Source organism: Hymenobacter sp. BT559 (assembly GCF_016427535.1).
GTDB lineage: Bacteria > Bacteroidota > Bacteroidia > Cytophagales > Hymenobacteraceae > Hymenobacter.
On sequence record NZ_JAELXV010000009.1, the window covers coordinates 81,513 to 103,597 of the forward strand.

22 protein-coding genes are annotated in these 22,085 nt (G+C 62.9%); 13 read left to right on the forward strand and 9 right to left on the reverse strand.

All coding sequences use genetic code 11. The features are described 5' to 3' along the window. From JAO77_RS22010 to JAO77_RS22055, 10 genes are all read left to right on the forward strand, one after another. Entirely contained in the window at positions 1-480 is a 480-nt protein-coding gene (locus tag JAO77_RS22010; RefSeq protein WP_140469330.1) for a DsrE family protein, read from the forward strand. Positions 481-535: 55 nt separating this feature from the next. Further along, positions 536-1,498 (forward strand): molybdate ABC transporter substrate-binding protein, encoded by a 963-nt coding sequence (locus JAO77_RS22015; protein ID WP_140469331.1) that lies wholly within the window; start codon positions 536-538, stop codon positions 1,496-1,498. A gap of 13 nt (positions 1,499-1,511) precedes the next feature. Continuing rightward, positions 1,512-2,285, forward strand: a complete 774-nt coding sequence (locus JAO77_RS22020) for a substrate-binding domain-containing protein (RefSeq protein WP_235998560.1) — start codon at positions 1,512-1,514, stop codon at positions 2,283-2,285. Between the two features lie 84 nt (positions 2,286-2,369). After that, positions 2,370-3,572: a hypothetical protein gene (locus JAO77_RS22025; protein WP_193560218.1), complete on the forward strand. Its 1,203-nt coding sequence runs from the start codon at positions 2,370-2,372 to the stop codon at positions 3,570-3,572. A gap of 41 nt (positions 3,573-3,613) precedes the next feature. Then, positions 3,614-4,498: an AraC family transcriptional regulator gene (locus JAO77_RS22030; RefSeq protein WP_140469332.1), complete on the forward strand. Its 885-nt coding sequence runs from the start codon at positions 3,614-3,616 to the stop codon at positions 4,496-4,498. Between the two features lie 208 nt (positions 4,499-4,706). After that, positions 4,707-6,590 (forward strand): cytochrome c oxidase subunit I, encoded by a 1,884-nt coding sequence (locus tag JAO77_RS22035; RefSeq protein ID WP_140469333.1) that lies wholly within the window; start codon positions 4,707-4,709, stop codon positions 6,588-6,590. Positions 6,591-6,665: 75 nt separating this feature from the next. Then, positions 6,666-6,887 carry a hypothetical protein gene (locus JAO77_RS22040; protein ID WP_140469334.1) on the forward strand — a complete coding sequence of 74 codons (222 nt, stop codon included), beginning with the start codon at positions 6,666-6,668 and terminating at the stop codon, positions 6,885-6,887. 3 nt (positions 6,888-6,890) lie between these two features. Continuing rightward, complete coding sequence (locus tag JAO77_RS22045) at positions 6,891-7,535, forward strand: TMEM175 family protein (protein WP_140469335.1); 645 nt, start codon at positions 6,891-6,893, stop codon at positions 7,533-7,535. A 46-nt stretch (positions 7,536-7,581) separates the two neighbouring features. Next, a complete protein-coding gene (locus tag JAO77_RS22050) occupies positions 7,582-8,244 on the forward strand; it encodes an MBL fold metallo-hydrolase (RefSeq protein ID WP_198992706.1) in 663 nt (220 codons plus the stop codon). Between the two features lie 12 nt (positions 8,245-8,256). Continuing rightward, entirely contained in the window at positions 8,257-8,532 is a 276-nt protein-coding gene (locus JAO77_RS22055) for a DUF202 domain-containing protein (protein ID WP_140469337.1), read from the forward strand. Between the two features lie 108 nt (positions 8,533-8,640). On the opposite strand, the gene JAO77_RS22060 is transcribed toward JAO77_RS22055, so the two are convergent. The 7 genes from JAO77_RS22060 to JAO77_RS22090 all read right to left on the reverse strand — a co-directional run bounded on the left by JAO77_RS22060 (position 8,641) and on the right by JAO77_RS22090 (position 15,873). Further along, the gene (locus JAO77_RS22060) at positions 8,641-9,849 is read right to left on the reverse strand and encodes a sulfite oxidase (protein ID WP_198992707.1); all 1,209 of its coding nucleotides are present in this window, start codon (positions 9,847-9,849) and stop codon (positions 8,641-8,643) included. Between the two features lie 78 nt (positions 9,850-9,927). Further along, positions 9,928-10,146: a hypothetical protein gene (locus tag JAO77_RS22065; protein WP_235998561.1), complete on the reverse strand. Its 219-nt coding sequence runs from the start codon at positions 10,144-10,146 to the stop codon at positions 9,928-9,930. 17 nt (positions 10,147-10,163) lie between these two features. Continuing rightward, the gene (locus tag JAO77_RS22070; protein ID WP_140469339.1) at positions 10,164-11,570 is read right to left on the reverse strand and encodes a YncE family protein; all 1,407 of its coding nucleotides are present in this window, start codon (positions 11,568-11,570) and stop codon (positions 10,164-10,166) included. Positions 11,571-11,661: 91 nt separating this feature from the next. Then, positions 11,662-12,069: a CopM family metallochaperone gene (gene copM / locus JAO77_RS24620; RefSeq protein ID WP_198992708.1), complete on the reverse strand. Its 408-nt coding sequence runs from the start codon at positions 12,067-12,069 to the stop codon at positions 11,662-11,664. 147 nt (positions 12,070-12,216) lie between these two features. Next, positions 12,217-13,011 (reverse strand): LytR/AlgR family response regulator transcription factor, encoded by a 795-nt coding sequence (locus JAO77_RS22080; RefSeq protein WP_140469340.1) that lies wholly within the window; start codon positions 13,009-13,011, stop codon positions 12,217-12,219. Beyond that, positions 13,008-14,123: a sensor histidine kinase gene (locus JAO77_RS22085; protein WP_140469341.1), complete on the reverse strand. Its 1,116-nt coding sequence runs from the start codon at positions 14,121-14,123 to the stop codon at positions 13,008-13,010. The genes JAO77_RS22080 and JAO77_RS22085 overlap by 4 nt, the downstream gene beginning before the upstream one ends. 547 nt (positions 14,124-14,670) lie before the next feature. Next, entirely contained in the window at positions 14,671-15,873 is a 1,203-nt protein-coding gene (locus tag JAO77_RS22090) for a DEAD/DEAH box helicase (protein ID WP_198992709.1), read from the reverse strand. A 1,664-nt stretch (positions 15,874-17,537) separates the two neighbouring features. Between JAO77_RS22090 and JAO77_RS22095 the strand changes: the two genes are divergently transcribed. From JAO77_RS22095 to JAO77_RS22105, 3 genes are all read left to right on the forward strand, one after another. Next, positions 17,538-17,978, forward strand: a complete 441-nt coding sequence (locus tag JAO77_RS22095) for a hypothetical protein (protein ID WP_198992710.1) — start codon at positions 17,538-17,540, stop codon at positions 17,976-17,978. A 185-nt stretch (positions 17,979-18,163) separates the two neighbouring features. Further along, positions 18,164-18,616 (forward strand): plasmid mobilization protein, encoded by a 453-nt coding sequence (locus JAO77_RS22100; RefSeq protein ID WP_198992711.1) that lies wholly within the window; start codon positions 18,164-18,166, stop codon positions 18,614-18,616. Further along, positions 18,613-20,622 carry a relaxase/mobilization nuclease domain-containing protein gene (locus JAO77_RS22105; protein ID WP_213019463.1) on the forward strand — a complete coding sequence of 670 codons (2,010 nt, stop codon included), beginning with the start codon at positions 18,613-18,615 and terminating at the stop codon, positions 20,620-20,622. Before JAO77_RS22100 ends, JAO77_RS22105 begins: the two co-directional genes overlap by 4 nt. 118 nt (positions 20,623-20,740) lie before the next feature. Here JAO77_RS22105 and JAO77_RS22110 read toward each other — a convergent pair whose 3' ends face one another. Further along, a complete protein-coding gene (locus JAO77_RS22110; protein WP_198992713.1) occupies positions 20,741-21,337 on the reverse strand; it encodes a hypothetical protein in 597 nt (198 codons plus the stop codon). Positions 21,338-21,444: 107 nt separating this feature from the next. Next, positions 21,445-22,085 (reverse strand): hypothetical protein (locus JAO77_RS22115; protein ID WP_198992714.1); only part of this gene is annotated, 641 nt, incomplete at its 5' end.

The window sequence follows — 22,085 nt, forward strand, 5'->3', positions numbered from 1 at the left end:
ATGAAAAGCTTCTTTCTGACCGCCGCGCTCATCGCGGGTCTTTCCTTCACGGGCCGCGCCCAAACCCCCGCCGCTATGCACGATGCCGAGGCATTCCAGAAAGGCACCTTCGCCGGCGCGACCGCCGACCAGGCCCACTACAACGCCGTGTACCAGCTCGATAGCGACGACCCCAAGCTCATTCAGCAAACGCTGCGCAACATCAACAACGCGCTGGAAGACGCGCGGCTGAAGGGGAAGATTACTATTGAACTGGTGGCCTTCGGCAACGGCACCGCCCTCTTCCGCAAGGACCAGCCCTACGAGGCGCCGCTAACCGCCCTCAAGGCGAAGGGCGTCATCCTGTCGCAGTGCCTGAACACACTCAAGGAGAAGAAGATAAGCAAGGACGAGCTGCTGCCGCTCATCGCCTACGTGCCCAGCGGCAACGGGGAGCTGATTATCCGGCAGGCCCAGGGCTGGTCGCTGGTGCACCCCTAAGGGGGAGGGCCTGGCTCCGCCTGCACAATACGCTTACTTCCCAACCACCCCGCCCATGAAACGCCTTCCTCACCTGCTTGCCCTGGCTGCGCTCGCGCTGGCCCCGGCTGCCCTTTCGGCCCAGACCATGCCCGTGCAGAAACCCACGCCGCCCGACGCGGCCCACCGCTTCGACCCGCCCTGGAATGCCCCGTTTCAAACCGGCGAGGCCTTTACGGTGCCCGGGATTGACAACGTGCCCGACCTCTACGGCGACGTGGTGGACCCGCAGCTGGTGGTGTTTTTTGGGGGCAACCAGTTCATGGTGCTCGACGATTTGCTGCGCGAGTTTCGCAAGGCCTACCCGCAGTACCAGCGCATTTTCGTGGAAACGCTGCCGCCCGGCATCCTGGCCAAGCAGATTGAGCAGGGCGGGGCGCTGGTGGTGGGCAACCTGCGCATCGCCCTCAAGCCCGACGTGTACGCGGCCGGCAAAAACCGCATGGATATGACCCCCGAGTGGTTTGGACGCACCAGCAGCTACGCCCAGAACCGGCTGGCTATTATGGTCCGCAAGGGCAACCCCAAGAAGGTGGCCAGCCTGCGCGACCTGGGCCGGCCCGAGGTGCGGGTGAGCATGCCCAACCCCGCCTGGGAGGGCATCGGCAAGCGCATCGAAGAGTCGTATGAAAAGGCTGGGGGCGTGGCACTCAAAACGGCCGTGATGACGACCAAGGTGAAAGCTGGCAGCACGTTTCTGACCCAGATTCACCACCGGCAATCGCCCCTGCGGGTGCTCTACGACCAGTCGGATGCCGCCCCGGTATGGTACACGGAGGCTTTTTACCAGAAAATGCTGGGCCACCCGGTAGAGAGCGTCGAGATTCCGGCCAAGGAAAACATACTGGCCAACTACGTGGCCGGCACGATGAAAGCCGCCCCCCACGCCCAGGCCGCCGAGGACTTCGTGGCCTTCCTCACCAGCCCCGCCGGGCAGGCCGTGTACCAGAAGTACGGCTTCCTGCCCCCGGTAAAATAACCTCCTTTCCGCCATGCAAACCCCTTTTCGCACCCGGCTCGGCCGGGTTGCCCGCTGCCTTATGCTCAGCACCTTAGCCGCCAGCCCGGCCCTGGCCCAGACGCCGCCCCAAACCCTGCACGTGTACGGCCCCGGCGGCCCGGCCACGGCTATGAAGGAGTGCGCTGCCGCCTTTACCAAACAAACGGGCACCCCCGTGGACGTCACGGCCGGCCCCGAGCCGCAGTGGCTACCCCAGGCCCAGCAGGATGCCGACCTGGTGTACGGCGGGGCCGAGTACATGCTCACCCAAACCGCGCTGGCCCACCCCGGCCTGGTGGACGAGGCCAGCCGCACCAGCCTCTACGCCCGCGAGTCGGCGGTGCTGGTGCGGCCGGGCAACCCGCTGCACATCAAGCGCCTCGAAGACCTGACCCGGCCCGGCGTGCGCCTGCTCGACGTGAACGGGGCCGGCCAGATGGGCATGACCGAGGACATGGCTCGCACCCCGGCCCTCATCGCCAACCTCCAGCACAATACCCGCACCTCGGTGAAGACCAGCGCCGAGGCCGTGGCGCTCTGGCAGCAGCAGCCCCAGGGCTACGACGCCTGGATAACCTATGCCTCGTGGCAGCCGCGCCTGCCCGGCTCGGCGCTGGTGCGCCTGCCCCGCGCCCAGCGCGTGCACCGGGGCACGCCCATCGCCCTCACCCAGCGCACCACCCAGGCGGCCACCGCCCGGCAGTTCGTGGCCTTTTTAAAGTCAGCCGAGGGCCACGCCATTTTCCGCCGCAATGGGTGGGAGTAGGGGGTGAGGCGCCACGCAAGGGCGTTAAAGCACCCTCACCAAAACAATTTCTTCCTAATCATTACCCATTTACCCCTTTCCTACATGACCATTTTCTCCACCTCTACCCGCGCCCCGCGCCGGCTGGCCCTGGGGCTAGCCACGACCCTGCTGGGCAGCGCCGCCCTGCTGGGGGGCTGCAAAAAAGACGACACTCAGGCGGCCGATACTTCGCCACTGCTGCATATCGTGTCGCCCGTGGCGAATGCCGTGGTGGCACCCGGTGTGGGCCGCCTGGGCGCGGGCAGCTTCGACGGGGCGGGCTTTTTGGTGAACCTGGAAATCGTGACCCAGGACACGGTGACCATCCCCACCAAGGAAGGCCTCAACATCCGCAACGCCGCCGCCGTGGGCAGCCCCAACGTGAACCTGCCCGGCCTGACGGTGAGCCTCGACGTGGACCTGACTACCCCGGCGGGCGTGGTCATCGCCAAGGGCACCAACCTGGCCTCGCTCTTCAACATCGCGGGCACCGACGACACGCCCGGCCCCGGCGTCACGACCTGGGTGAGCTGGCACGTGCTCGAATCGCTGCCCGCCGGTACCACCAGCTTCAACCTCACGGCCGCCCTCAAGGACCGCGCGGGGCGCCTCACCACTACGACCCAAAAAGTAAGCGTGGGCTCCGGCCCCGGCGGGGCGGCCAGCGGCCAGGCCCTCACGCCGGCCCCGCTCACCACCGCCCTCACGCCCGGCGCGGATGACCCGGCCGGCCCCACGGTGACGCTGCTGGCCCCGCGCCTCCCGAGCAGCGTCAGCCCCGGCATCCAAACGGCGGGCGTGCTGCCCACCCCACCCAGCCAGGGCGCCCTGTTTTTTGTGCAGGTATCGGCCCTCGATAAGTCGAAAAACGGCATCGGGGTGAACGAGAATGCCCTGGGTAAGGCCGACGCCGACCGGGGCACCATCGTGGACGGCACCCAGTCGTCGAAGGGTCCCAACCGCTACGCGCCGGGCCTGGTCGTGACTTTCGACGTGCCGCTGCTGCAACCCAACGGCAACGTCATCGCGGCTGGCGGTAACCTGGCCCCGGTCTTCAACACGGCCGGCAGCGAGGTGGACCCCAGCGGCAACGTGCGCACCACCTTCGGCTGGGTAGTGGGCGGCACCTTGCAGTTGCCGGCCGGCAAAACCAGCGTCACTATCAAGGCCGCCGTGGTGGACAACGCGGGCAAAACCGGCAGCGCCACCCAGGTGGTGCAAATAAGCCCCGTGGCCAACGGCCAGCTGCTGACGCCGGCCCCCTAGGGGATAGTCTCTGGCGCGCTATTCCACCAACTCCCATCTCCATGAACCCCACGGCCCTTCCCTTGCTCGACTGGCGGGTGTGCCCCACCGGGCGGCCCGACGAGCCGCTGCGGATGCAGCGCCTCGAAGCGTTGGCGGCCCGGGCACCGGGCGTGGCCCACGCCCACCGCTTCTGGCTGCTGCTGCACGTGGCGCGGGGCGCGGGCGTGCTGCACCTGCCGGGGCAGGCGCTGGCGCTGCAACCGGGGCAGTTGGTGCTGCTGCCGCCGGGGCCGGTACTGGGCTGGGCGCTGGCGGCCGGCGGCCGGGGCGAGGTGGTGTGCTTTCTGGCCGACTACTACCTGGCCAGTTTTCCCGCGCCGGGGCTGCCGGCCGGGCCGGGGCCGTGGGCGCTGGTATTGCCCCCGGCCGAGCGGGCCGAAGTGCCGGCCCTGCTGCGCGGCCTAGCCCGCACCCTGGCCGAGCCTAACGCCGACCCCGCCCAGGCCCGCGCCTACCTGCACCTGCTGCTGGCGTTGGCTTTCCCGGCCGCGCCAGCCCCGCAGGGGGGTAGGGCGGCGGCGGTGGCCCGGCAGTTTGCGCAGCTGCTGGAAGCGCACTTTCGCACCCTGCACGCGGTGCGCGACTACGCCGCCCGCCTGCACCTCAGCCCCGACCACCTCTGCGCCTGCTGCCGCCAGTACCTGGGCCACCCCGCCCGCCAGCTCATTGGGGCGCGGGTGCTGGCTGAGGCCCGGCATCTGCTGGGCACCACGGGCCTGTCGGTGGCCGAGGTGGGCTATGCCCTGGGCTTTGAGGATGCCTCGCACTTCGGGCGCTTCTTCCGCCAGCACGCGGGCTGCTCGCCCCGGGCCTACCGCCAAAACCCGGCTTTGTACCAGAAAAACCTGGAAAACGGCCAGTTGCCCGGTAGGCCGGGCGGGTAAGTTTGTCCTGGGCCAGTTGCTGTAGCTTGGACTTGGTAGTCCGAGCGCTCGCGCAGCGGGCATCCGGCATCGGAAGTCGCTCGCCCGCAACTACCCGCTGCGCTCGTGCTCGGACTATCAAGTCTAAGCTACACTTCCCCAGGGGGCTCTATTCTTTTCACTCCCTGGCGCGGACCGCTGGCCGGCCGGGGGCAATTTGCACAACGCTATGGCTACTGAGTTCACGGCCTCCTCGCAGGCGCAGGGGGGCATCGGCACGGCCGCCGCTCCGGCCACTACCCACGCCGACCACCTAGCCGGACCCGACCGCCACGAGGCGCAGCACTGGCTTTTTAAGTACGTTTTCAGCCAGGACCACAAAATGATTGCCCGGCAGTTTCTGCTCACGGGCATGTTTTGGGCGCTGGTGGGCGGGGTGCTCTCCACGCTTTTCCGGCTGCAATTGGGCTGGCCCGAGGCCACCCTGGAATGGCTTAAGCCGCTGCTGGGCAAGTGGATTGAAGGCGGCAAGCTCAACCCCGAGTTTTACCTGGCCCTGGTGACGATGCACGGCACGATTATGCTGTTTTTCGTGCTCACGGCAGGCCTCAGCGGCACGTTTGCCAACCTGCTCATTCCCCTGCAGATTGGGGCCCGGGACATGGCGTCGGGCTTCATGAACATGCTCTCGTACTGGTTCTTTTTCCTGTCGGGGGTAGTCATGTTCACGTCCTTATTCCTCGAAACCGGCCCCGCCGCCTCGGGCTGGACGGTGTACCCGCCGCTCTCGGCCCTGCCGCAGGCCATCGACGGCTCGGGCCTGGGCATGACCCTGTGGCTGGTGAGCATGGTGCTCTTCGTGGTGAGCACGCTGCTGGGCGGCGTCAACTATGTGACCACCGTGCTCAACCTACGCACCAAGGGCATGAGCATGACCAAGCTGCCGCTCACGGTGTGGGCGCTCTTTATTACGGCTATCCTGGGCATTCTCACGTTTCCGGTGCTGTTTGCGGGCCTGCTGCTGCTGGTGTTTGACCGCTCGTTTGGCACCTCGTTCTACCTATCCGACATCTATATTGCCGGGCAGGCGCTGCACAACCAGGGCGGCTCGCCGGTGCTGTTTCAGCACTTGTTCTGGTTTTTGGGCCACCCCGAGGTGTACATCGTCATCATGCCGGGCATGGGCATCGTATCCGAAATCCTGGCTACCAACGCCCGTAAGCCCGTTTTCGGCTACCGCGCCATGATTGGCTCGCTCTTCGCCATCCTCATTTTGTCGTTTGCGGTGTGGGGCCACCACATGTTCGTGACGGGCATGAACCCCTTCCTGGGGTCGGTGTTCATGTTTCTGACCCTGATTATCGCCGTGCCCTCGGCCGTGAAAAGCTTCAACTGGATTGCCACCCTCTGGCGCGGCAACATCCGGTTTACGACGGCCATGCTCTTCAGCATCGGGTTCGTGTCACTCTTCATCGCGGGCGGCCTCACGGGCATTGTGCTGGGCAACGCGGCGCTCGATATTCAGCTGCACAACACGTACTTCGTCATTGCCCACTTTCACCTGGTGATGGGCTCGGCGGCGTTCTTCGGGATGTTTGCCGGGGTGTACCACTGGTTTCCGAAGCTGTTTGGGCGGATGATGGACGAGAAGCTGGGTTATATCCACTTCTGGCTCACCTTCGTGGGCGTCTACCTCATTTTCATGCCCATGCACTACCTGGGCATTGCCGGCTTCCCGCGCCGCTACTACTCCTGGACGGCCTTCGACGCCTTTTCGCAGTTTGCCGACCTCAACCGGATGATTTCGCTGGCGGCCATCGCCGTGTTCTTCGCGCAGTTTATCTTCCTCTTCAACTTCTTTTACAGCATTTTCCGGGGCCGCCTCGCCACCCAAAATCCCTGGCACTCAAACACCCTGGAGTGGACTACGCCCATCGATGTGCCCCACGGCAACTGGCCCGGCGAAATACCCGCCGTGTACCGCTGGCCCTACGACTACAGCAAGCCCGGTGCCGACGCCGACTTCATCCCCCAAACCGTGCCCTACTCGGCCACGCCCGAGTCGAACCTGCTCGGGGAGGAGGTGCAGCTGGCCCAGGCCAGTGGCGAGTAGCCGGGCCCAACCCAGTGGCTTGCCCCTGCCGTACACGGCGGGGGCAAGCCCTTTTTTACGCTCTTTCTTACGCTTATGAATTTTCTTCGTTTCCTGGCTGCTGCGGTGGTCCTTGCCGCCCTCAGCCTCCCGGCCGCCGCCCAAAACACGCCCCGCGGCGTGCAAAAGCAGGCGCGAGCCGACCGCAAAATGGACCGCGCCCACACCCTCAAGCACGGCGAAAGCCTTAGTGAAGAGCCGAAGCTGGTGCGCCAGGAAGACCGCCGCGACCACCGCCGGGCCAAGCCCCGCCGCTAGCCCGTGGCCCGGCTGCACGCCCCGCCCGTGGCTTACACCACCGTGGCGGGCCAAAACTTGCGCCGCATCGAGTCGCTAAGCGACGGCGTATTTTCCATCGCCATGACCCTGCTAGTGCTCAACCTGCGGGTGCCGGCCGCCGACCTCGTGCGCACCGAGGCCGACGTGGGGCCGGCCCTGCTGGGGCTGCTGCCCAGCATCGGGGGCTACGTGCTGGGGTTTCTATCGCTGGGCATCTTCTGGGTGTGCCAGAGCACGCAGTTCACGTACCTGGAGCACAGCGACCGGCGGCTGGCCTGGTGGCATATTGCTTTTCTGTTGGTGGTGGGCCTGCTGCCGTTTTCAACGGCCTTTCTGACCACGCATTTTCCGCTGCGCGGGGCGGTGCTGGTGTACTGGGCCAACCTGCTGCTGGTGGGCACTGCGCTGCTGGGCAGCTACCGCTACGCCCAGCGTCACAGCCTGTTGCGGGCCGTGGATGCGGCCGTGAGCCAGGCGTTGGTGCGGCGCATCGTGCTCATGCAGGTGCTCTACGCGGCGGCGGCGGGATTGTGCTTCGTGAGCGTGTACGCCGGGGCCATCCTGCTGCTGCTGGTGCAGCTCAACTATGCCCTGGGCCTGGTGGCCGACCGCTGGCTGGGCGACTGAATTTATTGGTATTATCCTGCATGTCAGGCACTCTTCTCCCTACCCCATGCGCATTACCAAGTATATCCACTCCTGCCTGCTGTTTGAGCTAAACGGCCGGCAATTGCTGTTCGACCCCGGCAAGTTTTCCTTCACCGAAGGGCTGGTGCAGCCCGACGTGTTCAAGGACGTGGCCACGGTCATCATTACCCACGACCACCCCGACCACCTCGATGTGGACGCCCTCCAGCGCATCGTGGAGCAGAGCGGAGCCATTATTATTTCCAATGGCGAAGTGGCCGCCAAGCTGAAGCAGCAGGGGCTAGCCGTGCAAATCCACGAGGAAGGCCCGCTCGACCGGGGCGCGTTTCAGCTGCAAGCCCTGCCAGTGCGGCACGAGGCCATTCTCGACAGCCCGCTGCCCCAAATGACGGCCTGGCTGGTTAACGGCCGGGTGCTGAACCCGGCCGATTCCTTTGCCGAAAACCTGCTCCAGTTTGCGGGGGTAGAGTTGCTGATTCTGCCCGTTACCGCGCCCTTCCTCACGGAGCTGGTGGTGGCCGACTTTGCCTTGAAGATGCGGCCCCAGCAGATTTTGCCGGTGCACGACGGGTACCTCAAGCCCTTTTTCGTGCAGCAGCGCTACGACAATTATGAGCCCTATTTCGAGAAACACGGCATCAGGTTTCTGCGCCTAGCCGAGCCGGGCGATTCGGTGACGCTGGCGTAGCCTCTTTTCTGTATGACTACCCCCACTTCCTCCCCGCAGCTGGCCCTGTCCGACCGGCTAGCCCTGCAACGCACTCGCCTGGCCAACGAGCGCACCTTGCTGACCTATGTGCGCACCAGCCTGGCGCTGGTAGGCTTTGGGCTGGCCCTCATTCAGTTTCACCCCGAGCGGGGCGGGCGGCTGGGCTACACGGCCCTGGCCGTGGCGGCCGTGGTGCTGGCGGTGGGCTTATGGCGCTTTCGCGCGCACCGCCAGCAGCTAGCGGCCTGCCAGCAGGCGGCCAGCTAGCTGCTGGCGGTGCGCCACTGCGGCCGGGGCACGGGTCTAATCTAGCACCAAAAAGGCCCCTAGCGCAGGATGCGGCAGGGGCCTTTGGGGGGAGTAGCGGAGCTGACTTTAGGGCACGACTACCTCCACGGCCCCGATTTTATTGACCATGTAGGTACGGCGGTCGGGGTCGTGGGCGGTGGGCTGGGTGTGGCCGGCGCGGTCGGTGGCGCGGGCTTGCAGGGTGTAGCGGCCCGGCGCAGTGGGCGGCGTCCAGCTGAACTCCCAGAAGCGCCAGGCAAAAGGCACGGCGGCTTCGAGCAGCCGGGCGGGCTGCCAGCTGCCGCCGTTGTCGGTGCTAACTTCCACGCGGGTGACCTCGCTCTCGCCCGTCCAGGCCGCGCCGTACACGCGGTAGGGCTGGCCGGCGGGTACTTCCTCGTGCAGCGCGGGGCGGGCTATTTCGGCTTTTACCAGCATTTCCGTCACGGGCGTGAGGGTGGGTAGGCCGCGCTCGCGCTTCCAGTAAGCGTATTCCAGCGTTTGCCAGTAGCCGTCGTAGGGCACGGCGCTCACCATGATTTTGCTGAGCCACTTCACCGAGGCCATGCCGTACCAGCCGGGCACCACCAGCCGCACCGGGAAGCCGTGCTCGGGCGGCAGGGGCTGGCCGTTCATGAGGTAGGCCACCAGCACCTCGGGCTGGCGGGCCTTGGCCAGCGGCAGGCTGCGGGCAAAATGAATGGCACCCGGCGACTTGGGCTCTTCCGTGACTTCGCCCTGGTCGGTGCCCTCGAAGATGATTTCCACGGCCCCCGGCTTCACGCCGGCCCGCTCCAGCAGCGCCGAGAGGGGCACGCCGGTCCAGGTGGCATTGCCCACGCCGCCCTGCTCCCAGAGCAGGCCCTTGACCTTAGGGGCTAGCCGGGCGCGGCCGTTGCCGGCGCACTCCAGGGTAGCCGTCACGGTTTTAGAAGGCATTTTACGCAGCTCGTCGTAGCTGATTTTCAAAGTATTTCGCACCTCGCCCTCGATGCTGAGCTGCCAGCTCGCCGCCTCTATCGTGGGAATGTGGAAGTGGCTGCGCACGTAGAAGCGGTTGTTGGGCACCAGCCGGTCCTCCAGCGTGGGGAAGGGCAGCTCCAGGTTCATCGGCTCTTTTTCGCGGGTGATGAGGCCCGGGAACGTGCCCCGGCCCAGCGCCGCCGGGGGGCTAGCCACGGGCGTAGCGCTGGCCCAGGCCGCCGATGTGCCGGCCACGGCCAGCGCTGGCACCAGGCCACTCAAAACGGCCCGGCGGCTCAGGCCCTGGCCCGGTGCGTGCGTAGTCTCTTCCATAAAGGAGTCGGTAAATAAATTCGTGGTAGCGCACCATGCGCCCCCCGAGCGGGGTACTCCCTTAACGGGCCGCGGGCATCAGCCGTTGTCTACGGGGCTGATTGGCACTACTTGGGTGGCGCTGCCGGTTTTGCCCGCGTTGTCCACCACGGCGGCCTTGATGGTGACGCTGGTTTTGCCGGCCGGCAGCTGCAAGGTGCCGCCCACTACCCAGCCGAAGGTGGTGCGCACGTTGCCGCTGGGGTCCACCTCGCTGCCTGCCGTATCACGTAGGCAATGAGCTAAAAGTCCGCGCAACGGCCCGAACAACCCGTCTACTCGCTTACCAGCGCCGCTGGGCCATCGGCTGCTTTGGGGGCCACGACCACCCGCGTAAAGGCCTTGCCGGCCGGGTGCAAATCGCCGCTGGCAATGCGCTGCACGGGGCCGAGCGCCTGGCCCATCGCGCCGCCCTTGGCGTCGGTGTGCACGGTGGTGAGGGGGTAGGCGCGGGCGTAGGGGGCCTGGGTGGAGTTGGTGAGGTAGATGTCGTAATCCGTATTGGGGGCCAGGGCGCGCAGGTTGAAGGTGGCCAGGTCCACGAGGCCTTCCGAGCGCAGGTTCATGGTGCCGGCGGCGGGGCCAGGGGTCGGGGGCCGTAGGTTACGGATGACCGTGGCCTGGTCGATGAGCTGCTGGCCGAGGTTGGCCGCGCTGGCCACACCCGAGGGCACGGCATCGGGCACGTACATCAGCGCCATCGGGGCCTGGCCAACCTTGATTTTGCCTAGTACCCGGTTGGTGGCCGTGAGCACGGCCACCGCCGAATCGCCGTTTTCGAGGCCCACGTACACCCGACTGCCATCGCCCGCGGGCCAGATGCCGTGCGGATTGGCCCCCACCGCAATGGTCGCCAGCTGTTTAAAGCCCGCCTCGCGGCTGTACACCTTCACCACGTCTTCGCCGCCCACCGTCACGTAGGCCAGCTTACCGGTGGGTAAGTCCACCGTGGCGACGTGGTTGGTGATGGGGCCCGTCGTCAGCACGCCGTTGATGGTCAAGGTCTTGGTATCGAGCACCGATACTTTGCCCACGTCCTTGTGCGTGAACCAGATTTGCTGGCCGTCTTTGGTGGGAAAGATGTTGGGCGAGAACGGGCTGACGACAGGTATTTTCTTGATAACCTTATAGGTAGCCACGTCCACCACCGCCAGCTCGGGCGAGAAGCTGGAGCACACGAAGGCCCGCTTGCCATCGGGGCTGAAGGCGATTTGGCCCGGCCCGTTGGGCACCTGGATGCGACGGGTTTCGCGCAGCGTGGCCACGTCGATGACGGAGAGGTAGTCCTCGCCGCGCACCGTCACCCATACCTCCTTGCCATCGGGGCGGAAGGTGGGCTCGTGCGGGGCGCGGCCTACGTACACGCTGCCTTTCAGGGCGTTAGTAGCCGTTTCGATAAACGTGACGTTGTTGGAGCCCACCGACACCACGGCCAGCAGCCGGTGGTCGGGCGAGGCCCCCAGGCCGTGCACCAGCGCCTGCCCCCGGTAGAGGGCCGACGTTAAATCGGGCTGCGGCTTGCCTAGTATCACCTGGCCCAGCAGCTTGTTATCCATCGGGTCGATAACGGACACGGTGTTGGAAATCTGGTCGGCGGTATACACCCGGTCGCGGTGGCTCACGGCCTGGGCCCGGGCAGCGGTGCCGGCCAGCAGCAGGGCGGGTAGGAGAAAGTATTTCATTGACAATAAGAATGTAGCGCGGGCTCTGCGAGTCCGCGCGTGGGGTAATTCGGGCAACGCGCGGACTCGCAGAGTTCACGCTAAACGCTACCTAGGGCTTGGCCGGGTGCTGCTTCAGCCAGGCTTGCATCTGCTGAATCTCGACCTGCTGCTCGGCAATGATACTTTGGGCCAGGCGGCGCAACGCCGGGTCTTTGCCATAGAGGAGTTGCAGGCGGGCCATGTCCACGGCTCCCTGGTGGTGCGGCACCATCATGGCCGCAAAGCTGGCGTCGATGTCGGCGGGGTTGGCCCCGTCCATGCGGCGCATGCCTTCGTCCATCACCACCATTACCGAGTCCATGCCGTGCTGGAAGGCAGCCACCGGGCTGCCGGGTTTGGCGGCGGGCATCGTCATACCGGCCATGCCGGCGTGGCTCATGCCGGCCATGTGGTGCTGGGCCCGGGCGGCGGAGGTGGTCCCGAGCAACAGGCCGAAAAGCAGGAGGGTGTTTTTCACGTTCGTTTTGGCGACCAGGTAATAGCGTTGGCCGCTCAAACGTACGGGCTTCGCGGGGCGCTAGCTACGGCCCGGCGGTGAGTTGGCCTTATTTCGGGTTGAATTGGCTTTTTTTTGGTGAGGCGGGCCGCTAGCACAGTCTGCCCCTCACCCAAACCGCTTTAAAAACTGCTGAATAACTGTGTTGTAGCTGCGCGACGACGTAACGTGCAGCCCATTCGCCATCCGAAACACATACTCGCCGTGCGCCCACGGCTTAAACTCCACAATATGCTCGGTCTGAATAACAACCGAGCGGTGGATGCGCAGAAAATGGGCCGGGTCGAGGCGCTCGGCCAGCTGGCTTAGGGTGGCCCGCAGCGGGTGGGTGGCCCCGGCCAGGTGCAGCAGCACGCCGCTGCTGGTGGCTTCGAGGTAGCACACGTCGGCGGCGGGCACGAAAAACTGCCGCTCCGGCTGCTTCACCAGGAAACGGTCCTGATAGTCGGGTAGGGGGGTAGGGGCGGCCGGGGGCCAGGCGCGGAGCAGGGCTGCCAGGCCGGCCCCGGCGGCGTAGGTATCGCGCTGGCTTATTTGTAGTTGCACCCGGTGCACACAGTCGGCAAAGCGGTCGGGGTCGAGGGGCTTCAATAGGTAATCGACCGCGTGCAGGCCGAAGGCGGCCACGGCGTACTGGTCGTAGGCCGTCACGAACACCACCAGGGGGAGGGGCTGACCGACGGCCCGCAGCTGTTGCAGCACCTGCACCCCGTCGAGGCCGGGCATCTGCACGTCCAGAAACACCACGTCGTAGCCGCCGGCTTGCAGGGCAGCCAGGGCCTCGGGGCCGTTGGTGCACTCGCCGGCCACGGCCAGGGCGGGGAAGTCGGCTAGCAACTCGCGCAGCAAGTGGCGGGCCAGCGGCTCATCATCGACCAGCAGAGTACGGATGCTAGCGCTCATGCTGTTACGAGAGATTGGCTGGCTGGCGCGGCGGCCACGAAGGGCAGCGACAGCCGCAGGCAGTAGCCCTGGCCGGGAGCGGTGTCCACGGTTACGGCGTAGTCGGGGCCATAGCGGGTGGCCAGGCGGCTTTCGAGGTTGCGCAGGCCGATGCCGCGGGCGGCGGTGTTGGTGGTGCCCCGGCCGTTGTCCTGCACTTGCACCAGCAGCCGCCCACCCTGCTGCCGGGCGCTGATGGCCAGCTCGCCCGCGCCCGCCTGCGGGGCCAGGCCGTGGCGCACGGCGTTCTCCACCACCGGCTGCAACAGCAGGGCCGGCAGTAGCGCGCCCTCGGTGCCGGGCGCGATGTCGTAGGCCACGGCCAGGCGGTCGGGAAAGCGGGTTTGCTCAATTTCGAGGTAGAGGCGCGTTAAGTGCAGCTCCTGCGCCAGGGTCACCTCGTGGGCATCGGCGCCGTCGAGCACCAGCCGCAGAAACTGGCTGAGCTGGGCCAGCATCCGGCGGGCGGCCTTCACGTCGGCACTCATCAAAGCCGATACTGCATTGAGCGAGTTGAAGAGAAAATGGGGCTGGAGCTGCATTTTGAGCGCTTGCAACTGCGCCTGCACCAGCTGGGTTTCGAGCTGGGCGGCCCGCAGCTGGCCCTCCCGAAACCGCTCGCGGTACTGCACGGCGTAGGCAATGCAGAGCAGCATCCAGTAGATGGGCACCCAGTTGTTGGCATTGGCCACCACGCTGGCCAGCGAAAAGCCGCCCGGCAAGGCCCCCACCGCGTCCATCGCCCCAGCATACACGAGGCGGTAGGTCAGGGTGAGCCCGTAGCTGGCCGCCGCGTGCGCCAGCAGCTTGGGCAGCCAGCGCCGCCGCTCGGTGAGGTCGAAGCGGGCCGCCAGCGCAAACACCACTGGCGTCAACAGCCCCCAAATCAGCCCGTGCAGCAAGCGCCCGCCCAGCGCCTCGCGCCAGTCGGTGGGCGTGCCGGCCGACAGGTTTTGCCCAAAAATCAGCAGCACCATGAAGCCGCTGAATAGCAGCCAGGCCAGCGCAATTACCGGCCCCGCCACCAGGGGCGGCCGGGGAGTAGTGGCTGAAAAAGGCTGCTCGGCGCGCATGGGCCAAAGGTAGCGCAGAGCCGGGGCTAGTGGCCTTAGTTAAAAGTTTGGTACAGATGTTACATCAGTCTAGCTATCGAGCTGATAAACAAGCACGAAGCACAAAAACGGACGTTTTTTGAGGCATTAGCCCGTTTTGCATTTCCCTAACGGGAATTTCTGTTCCTACTCTTGCGCTACCCCAAAAAAGAACAACAAGTTGCCGATGCCTGAAAATGGCTCGTGCGGAATGTAACTGTGTACTGGAACTGCCTCTATCTGAACCAGCAGTTGTTTCAGACTCCCGTAACCGAGAGGCAGGCCCTGGCCGATGCAATTGCTCGGATGTCACCCGTGAGCTGGTAGCACATCAACCTGCAAGGGGAGCTTGATTTCTCCGACGATGCACTCACCGATGCCCTACGCTTCGACCTGAACGTGTTCCTCACCGTGGAGTGGGAAGCCACTGAAGTATAAGAGTCTATCGCGTCAAATGCGACTTGTGGACCAAATTTTTAACCAAGGCAATTGGTAGAGTAGCTTCTGCCTCCGGTTAATGAAGCATCGGTTACGCAACCGGCGCAGGTTGGAAGAACTGTTCGTGAGCGGGCGCGTCGACATAGCTGATTTTAGCTGGGTCGAAAGACTCCAGTGCCTGTGCTACCCACTGCTCATCGACTGTATCCTGATACATTAGCAAATGTACCGTGGCCGTCTGGTCAGGATTGAGGCGCAGTAGCCGGCCGATGCGCTGGGCGGCCTTACGCTCGTTGCCGAACGCGTGCCAGATGATACCCACCCGTAGATTCGGGATGCTGATGCCCTCCGAGAGCTGCGCCACGCAGGCCAAGCGCTGGATGTTACCTGCGTTGAATAGGTCCAGGTTGGCTTGGCTATGCTTGTTCTTGGAATGGTAGGTGTGAGCAACCTGCTCTTCGGCCTGCTGCTGATTACAAGTAAAAAGCAGCACCTTCTCCGTTTGCTCGTCGGCCAGGTAGCGCATGTAGTGGCCCTTGCCGGGATAGTTCATGAGCGCCTGCATGCGTAGGATGCGTAGCGTCTCGATGGGCAGCTGGTCCTGGGCGGCATTGGCCAAGCGCTTGCTCCAATAAGAATAGTTTTCGCGCTCGCTGGTGGTGAACTGGCTGCCGGACTTGGTGGTGAGCACATAGTCGCGCACAGTGCGTAGCGGCAGGCGGTGCACGACCAGGCGGTAGTCGTTGAGCAGGCCGGCGAGCACGGCCTCGTCGGTGGTATAGTCCACCACGATGGGGCAGTAGGTAGCCATCAGCCGGCCCTTTTCTGAATTCGCTTGCGCGGGCGGTGTACCCGTTAGCCCTAGGATACTTCGCTTCTTGGCCGCGTGGGCTTTGAGGCCCGGCTCGTGCGAGTCCTTCAGCGCGTGGCACTCGTCGAGGTAGAGTTTGTGGTAGGTGCCGGCGGCCAGGGCTTTGCTCAGCGAGCGATACGTGGTGAACTCGATGTGGTCAAGCAGGTGCGCCAGCCCGAACTTCTGCGCTTCCTGGGGCCAGGAGTCTAGGATAGCCTGCGTGGGGGCCGCCACCAGAAAATGCTTGCCGGCGGCCGGCTCGGGGAGCTTACCGGCAGTGAGCAGGCGGTCCATATCGCGCAGGCCGATGAGCGTTTTGCCCAGGCCCATAGTCAAAGCGATGCCCGCCAACCGCCGGTTCCGGATGATGGCTAGCACTTGGTCCTGCAAGACTTGCTTACGAACCGCCGCGCTATTTGGGGCTTCAGAGAAAGAAGGCATACGAAAGTGTGAAAAGCGATTGGTCTGCGGAGTGTTTTGTTCGGCGTGGACGCTATCGGAAAGCCAGCCGACTGCCAATGGGTAACAGGGTATCTGCACTGCGACGTTGTCTACAAAGGACTGGTCTGTGTGTGCCATTGCTAGTTGCTCGGGAGCGTAGGGCACCCCCTACTAGTTTCGGCTGCTACATTTAAAGGAAGGTAGCTCCGGTGAAGGTACAACCCAGCGTATTCGTTTAATCCTACTTGAGGACTGTTGAAACATCTGACTTTTTCGGTATACGGTGAGCTTATACCTCGTGTAAGTGGCGGCGTCGTAGATACCCCAAATGGTCACGGCCAGGGGTACAGTCCACACTCGTCAGTCAGTCGAAACGTATCGAAAAGCGCGCTGGATGACGGGTGACTTTCTTCTCAGTTAATACCTGGACTGTTGGAAATAAGCTGACTCAGGCCGGGCTAAGACTACCGTGGGCCCGCTGTTTTCCCTGACCTGACGTTGGAGCTGGACTGTCTTGACGAAAGCGCTGGTAGTGAAGTAGAGTAGCTATAAAGGACAGCGGAAGTAAAAAAGCTAGCGTCAATTTAGTCAAGAAGGGTAGGAGGCAGTCGGCAGAAAGGGGGGGGGGGTGTCTACCATCTTGCGGAAGATTCCGGAAGCTAATCGGTCCAGCAATAGATACAGCAGCAACCAACCTTATCGCGTAAAAACTGACCAAGATGATTACCTGCTTTGCGTATTATTTGTCTGAAATTCCTCCCACCTGACTGGACAGACTTGATAAGGAGTCAAAGAGTGATTTCGCTTTTCCTTGTGTCGGGAGGGGTGACTCATGTGAGATTATTATCGGCCGGGTTGTCAAAAGCCAGCTGCCAGAGCCACAAATTTTTCGGAAGTAGCAACAGAGAACGACGCATTCCGAGAGATACTTTTTGCAATTTAGCCCGGATTTTGCCAGCCCGACAGGGGACGATATTTAGGAAGAAGCAGCAGTACAAATCGTCCGAGTTGGTTGAAATTATAGTGGATTGGCTTCACGCAGATGGTGGCAAAAGGAATGGGTGAACGAAGGCCAAGTGGTCTGAGAAGTCGCGGGAAAAGCGGTGGTAGGAATCCGGTCATTTTTCTTTTCGTCCGTTGTTAGGGGTATCACTAGAGTAGGAACGGAAAACAGCGTTAAGGCTAATTGACCTAATTGCGGTGGGGGCAGGGTGTCTCAAAATACGGACTTTATAAACGCTACCGAAGCAGTTCTTGAGCAAAGTGGGTTTTGGTCAGGCTGGCGTGTAGCTTCTACTCATCTCTCATAGCAATGGCTCATCTTAGCCTGAACTACCGACTTGATAAGAAAGAGTAACTCGTTTTTTGTAGTCAATTGGGCTTACCGTTGTTTTCCGTTCCTAGTATATATAGTACGAACCCTTTTACAGCGGAGGCATTTTGTAGAGAGACTATTGACAAGCCTTACGATGAACATTTGGCGAAAATTTTAATCAGCGCCAGCTAAAAATATAGAAACATAAGTATAAAAATAATAGAATAAATATTCTGTAAATCGTGGTTCTGTTCAACAATTTTTTATCGCATGAATAGGAGATATCAACATCAAACGCTTAACTTGGGAACGACGTAGGGTTTTGTACTCAACTAAGAAGTTAAAAATTATGAAAACGATGATAACGATGTGTGGCTACTGTGGTAAACAGTACGAGCCGAAACGAGAAACCAGTAAGTTTTGCTCAGATGCTTGTCGTGCGAAATCTCATAAAAGAGAGAAGAAAGCGACAGCAGCCAGTACTCCGGCAGAGGGTGCAGTTCCTGTTGAGCAACCTTGGATGCCTACTAAGCGGGAGAGTGTGTTGAATAAGTTACTTGAAGATTCAGTTTCTGCTATATTTAGGATGCAATGGCTTGCCGAAAAATTAGAGAAGTGCGCGATAGTTGAGGAAATATTGATGCTTGCTACTCAGTCAAGGCACGTCACTTTTCATAATGAGATAAGGCACGAAGTGGCCGATTTCGATATGGACCAGCGCTTCTATGATTGGGATAGCTATGAGGCGCGAACAGGTATGGTAGTAGCCGTAAAGAAAAGGCCACAGTAGTTACGTGGGGTGATGCAGTACAACGGTAACGCAACTAGAAGAATACGGAAGGAACGATAAGTAACGTAACCAAACGTGAGGCAGTGGGGGAGCGAAGTTGTGTATTGCGATGCAATACTCGTTCGCCTGCGGCTCACTACTTCGCCCCGCTGGGGCACTAACGCCAAGAACGCTAACCCAAAATCATGGAAGACCCCGAGAAAAGACCAAGGCAGGAAGGACGGAAGCGCCTTAAGAAAGCCATCTACCAGCGTAACCCCGACAAGCCGGACCAAGCTCCGCGGAAGCCAAAGGAGCTGAAGCATAGTCGGTCGCTTACTGTCCGATTCACAAAAGGCGAGTGGGACCTTATCGCGAAGAACGCCGAGCTGGCGGGCACCACGCCGACGACTGTCGTGCGTTCCGGCGCGCTGGGACTGAGTGTGCGGGCCATCGTGGCCCGGGCATGGAGCGATGCGGAACGGGACACCTACAAAGCACTGGTCGGCGGGATGAACAATCTGAATCAGCTGACTAAGGCGACGCACCTGGGCGCTACGCTCCAGGCCGAGGCTACCACGCTGTTTACCTCCATGCGCCGGTTGCTGGCGGAACTGGTGCCAGCGCAGGAGATAGAACAAAATCAAGAATTGTCATGATAGCTAAAATCATTCGGCATTCTAGTTTCGTGGAGCCGTGCTTCTACGCTTTGAAAGGAGACCTCAAGCGTCCAGAGGTGCTAGCCGCGAATGGCGTGCGCATGAGTAGTGCCGGCGAGATGGCCGCTGACTTTGAGTTGCAGCGTAGCACCCGACCAGGATTGCGCCAAGCGGTGGAACACATTGCGCTAGCTTGGCTACCGCAGGAGACAGAAAAGCTGACCAACGAAGTCATGGGGCGGGCGGCCATGCTGTACCTGCAGGAACGGAACATCGACCCAATGACTACGCAGTGGGCCTTGGTCCGGCACTACGACCAGGAGCACCCCCATTGCCATTTGCTTCTGAACCGGGTGAAGGACGACAAACAGGTGTTGCCAGATAAACGCAGTCACCTGCGCAGCGCCGAGGCGTGCCGCAAAGTCGAGGCCGCGATGGGGTTCGAGGATGCGGCCCAACTCGGGGCGGCCGCGAAGCTGCGAGAGGTCGTGGAAGGGAAGATGCCGGCGGATGTTGCGGAGCGGGTGCAATGCAAGGACCTTATTCGAAAAGCTCTGGAAAAGCACCTGCCCACGGCTACGACCGTGCATGAGTTACGAGAGGCACTGGCCACGGAGGGGGTGCGGATGAAGGCGACGCTGCAGCAGGGTGGCCAGCTGCAAGCTGTCGTATTCGAGGCGACCAAGTATCCAGGGCTGCACGTGAAGGGCTCCGAGGTGGCGCGGGAGTACAGCGGCGTGGGACTGCATAAAACGATGGAGGCGCAAGCTAAACACCGGGCGCAAACAGACTCCACGGTCAAGTTGCCCCAGCAACCAGCTGCCCCCGCCGTGCCCGAACCAGCAGCGACGCTGCAGTCGACTTCGATGGCTTCTGCAACGCTACCTGAGGGTACCCTGCCGGTTGCCCCGCGTCCAATAGTCGCCGCATCGGTGGAAGGCCGGGTTGAGGTAGCGGTAGCGTCAGCTGAGGTAGATAAAAAGCAGCCTCCAGCCTCGGTGGCCAACCAGGCCCCTGCCGTTCTTCAGCCTGAACAAAACGTACTGCCGCCGGTGCTGGCCGTCGCGGCCGTGCCACCACTAGCGGGGGCGCCTGGTCTGCTGGCTAGCTCGCGGGAGACGCCTGCTTCACCTGCCGACCGTTCGCCGCTGGGACATGTTGGGCCAGCAGACCTGGCCGCGGCAGTTTCCTCAGCGGAGGCCATTGCCCAGCCGCCGCGCTCAGAGCCCGGCAAGTCAATGCAAGCTGCAGCGATTCAGTCGGCAGAAGTCCCCGCATCTGCCCATTCCAATTTGCTGGATAACGCTGCCGTGACTGCGTCGGTTGTGGAGTCCAAGGCCTTCTGGCAGCACGGAATTATCCAAATGTTGTCCACTGAAAAATGGACGAGCGACGAGCGATTGAGTCGGGTGCAGGCAGCACTGGTTACGGCTGGAGCCACCGTAGGTGAGATTGTGCCACCAACCATGGGACGAAATAAGGTTGCGCTGCTACCGTACTCTTTTGACCCGACTTCGCCGCAGTTAGTGGAAGTGAACGCCGTGCTGCGTGATGTACAGGCCGCCTGCGACAGCAAGGGAGTTAGCACCAGCAGAGTCAAGGAGCAGCCGCATAGCTGGCACCAGCCCCATGCATTGCCCGAAGCTGACCACTTGGAATGGCCGGCGCGAGAAGGGCAATTTAACCAAGCGCAAATTGTGGTCGATGACCCGGTGAGGGGACAGGCCCGCGCCGAAAGGGTTGCGGAAGAGTTGCGACGGGCGGGCGCAAGCGTGAGTGAGGCAACGCGCGATAACCAAGGGCTGCTCACCATGCAGGTGCACTATCACACGTGTGCGCCGACTATCAGCGACATCGACACGGTGCTGGCCCAAGTGGCGGGTACGTCGGTTGCGGGACTGGAGGTCAAGGAGAGTCCGCAAAACAAGGACGCTCGCCTTGATGGCGTGGTACTTGTCGCTGTCCGGCAAGCAGAAAACAGCACTGGCAAAGAAATGGGGGCTTAAAGAACGCAACCCCAGGAAGAACCCCTGCTAGCGGAACTGGCGCAACGTCTCCAGTTCCGCTAGCAGGGGTTCTTCCTGGGGTTGCGTTAGTAGCAGTGCCAGGAGAATGAAGGCGCAGCTACTGCGCGTTCTCGGCTTTGAGCCGGGCCTTTTCCTGGGCAGCCTGCTGGGCTTCGAACGCTTTGCTCAGTACATCGAGGCGACCTTCCATACCAAAGCCGCGCGCCTGCTCCACGTACGCGGCCCGCGCCCGGCGGCCCTCCCAGAAGAGCCGGTACTTGCCCTCCGCCTGGCCAGGGCCAAACAAGTAAGTGACTTCCGGCCGCAGCAGGGTCGAGTTACCAATGGCCAGAAAGCGGCAGAACTTGCCATTCAGAAAGTAGTAGAGTTGAGTCGATACCTGCGCCTGGTGCTTACCAAACCAGCCCTCTTTTCCTTCATAGGAGTAGGTGCGCGTCAACTCGCCCGGGGTGGGGGGCAGGGGGCGCATCTGGGGGAAGGCGCTCAACGGCTCGCCGAACGTGTGGCCCGCGATGCCGTTGAGCGAATCGACTTGGCTGCCGAAGGGAAACTGAGGGGTGGGGGCCGGGGGAGTACCGACGATTGCCGGGACCTCGCTGGTGGACGGGCTAGGGGAAGAGCAGCCGGTTAGCAGCCCCGCTAGCAGGGTCAGGCCCATTGTGGTAACCAGCGAAGCGCGGAAAATGAGTAACATAAGCGGGATAGAGAAACGGAAAGAGAAGGGGGTAGGTACGTAAAAATGCCAGGCTGCCCAGCGCAGACGCCCGCCTATAATGGGCTGTGGCACGGGAGGACACCCCGCTACTGGCCGGGCGTAGCGCCGGGGGCCGGGGCGGCCGGCGAGGAGGGTAGCGGCAGATGACCCAGTGCGCCGCGGGCGGCACGCAGCGCCCGTATCCGCTCCGGAGCCGCGGCGCGGGCCAGGGCCGGGTCGGCACTGCCGGGCCGCCCCTGCGGACCTCGGTGCGTCGCGGCGAACACGTTATCCGCCACCGAATTGCCCAGAGCCAGACTCGTGACCACCGCGAAGACGCGCGGCCCGTAGGCCAGCGGGTTCTCCGCCATCTCGTCCAGGGCCTCCAGGGCCTCGTCCTGGTAGTTGACCATCCGCTTGGCCAGGTAGCAGGCCCGGTCTGGGTAAATAGGCGGGTCGAGCTCCGGCAAGCTAGGTGAAGTGGCCAGGCGCTGCGTCAGCAGGGTGACATCGGCATAGTCGAGGTACACCTGCTCGCCGGCCACCCAGAGGTCGGGCTTGTAGGCAAGCATCGTATTGCCCCAGGTGGCGAAATCCAGCGTCGGAAAGTGGTCGGCCAACTCCTGCATCAGGTAGGCCAGGGCGAGGGCGAGCTGGGCGGGGGTCGCCTTGTCATAGGGGATGCAGGTGGCCGCCGGGGCGGGGGAGGGAGCGGGGGAAGTAGCCATAAGCGTAGATAAAAAGGGGG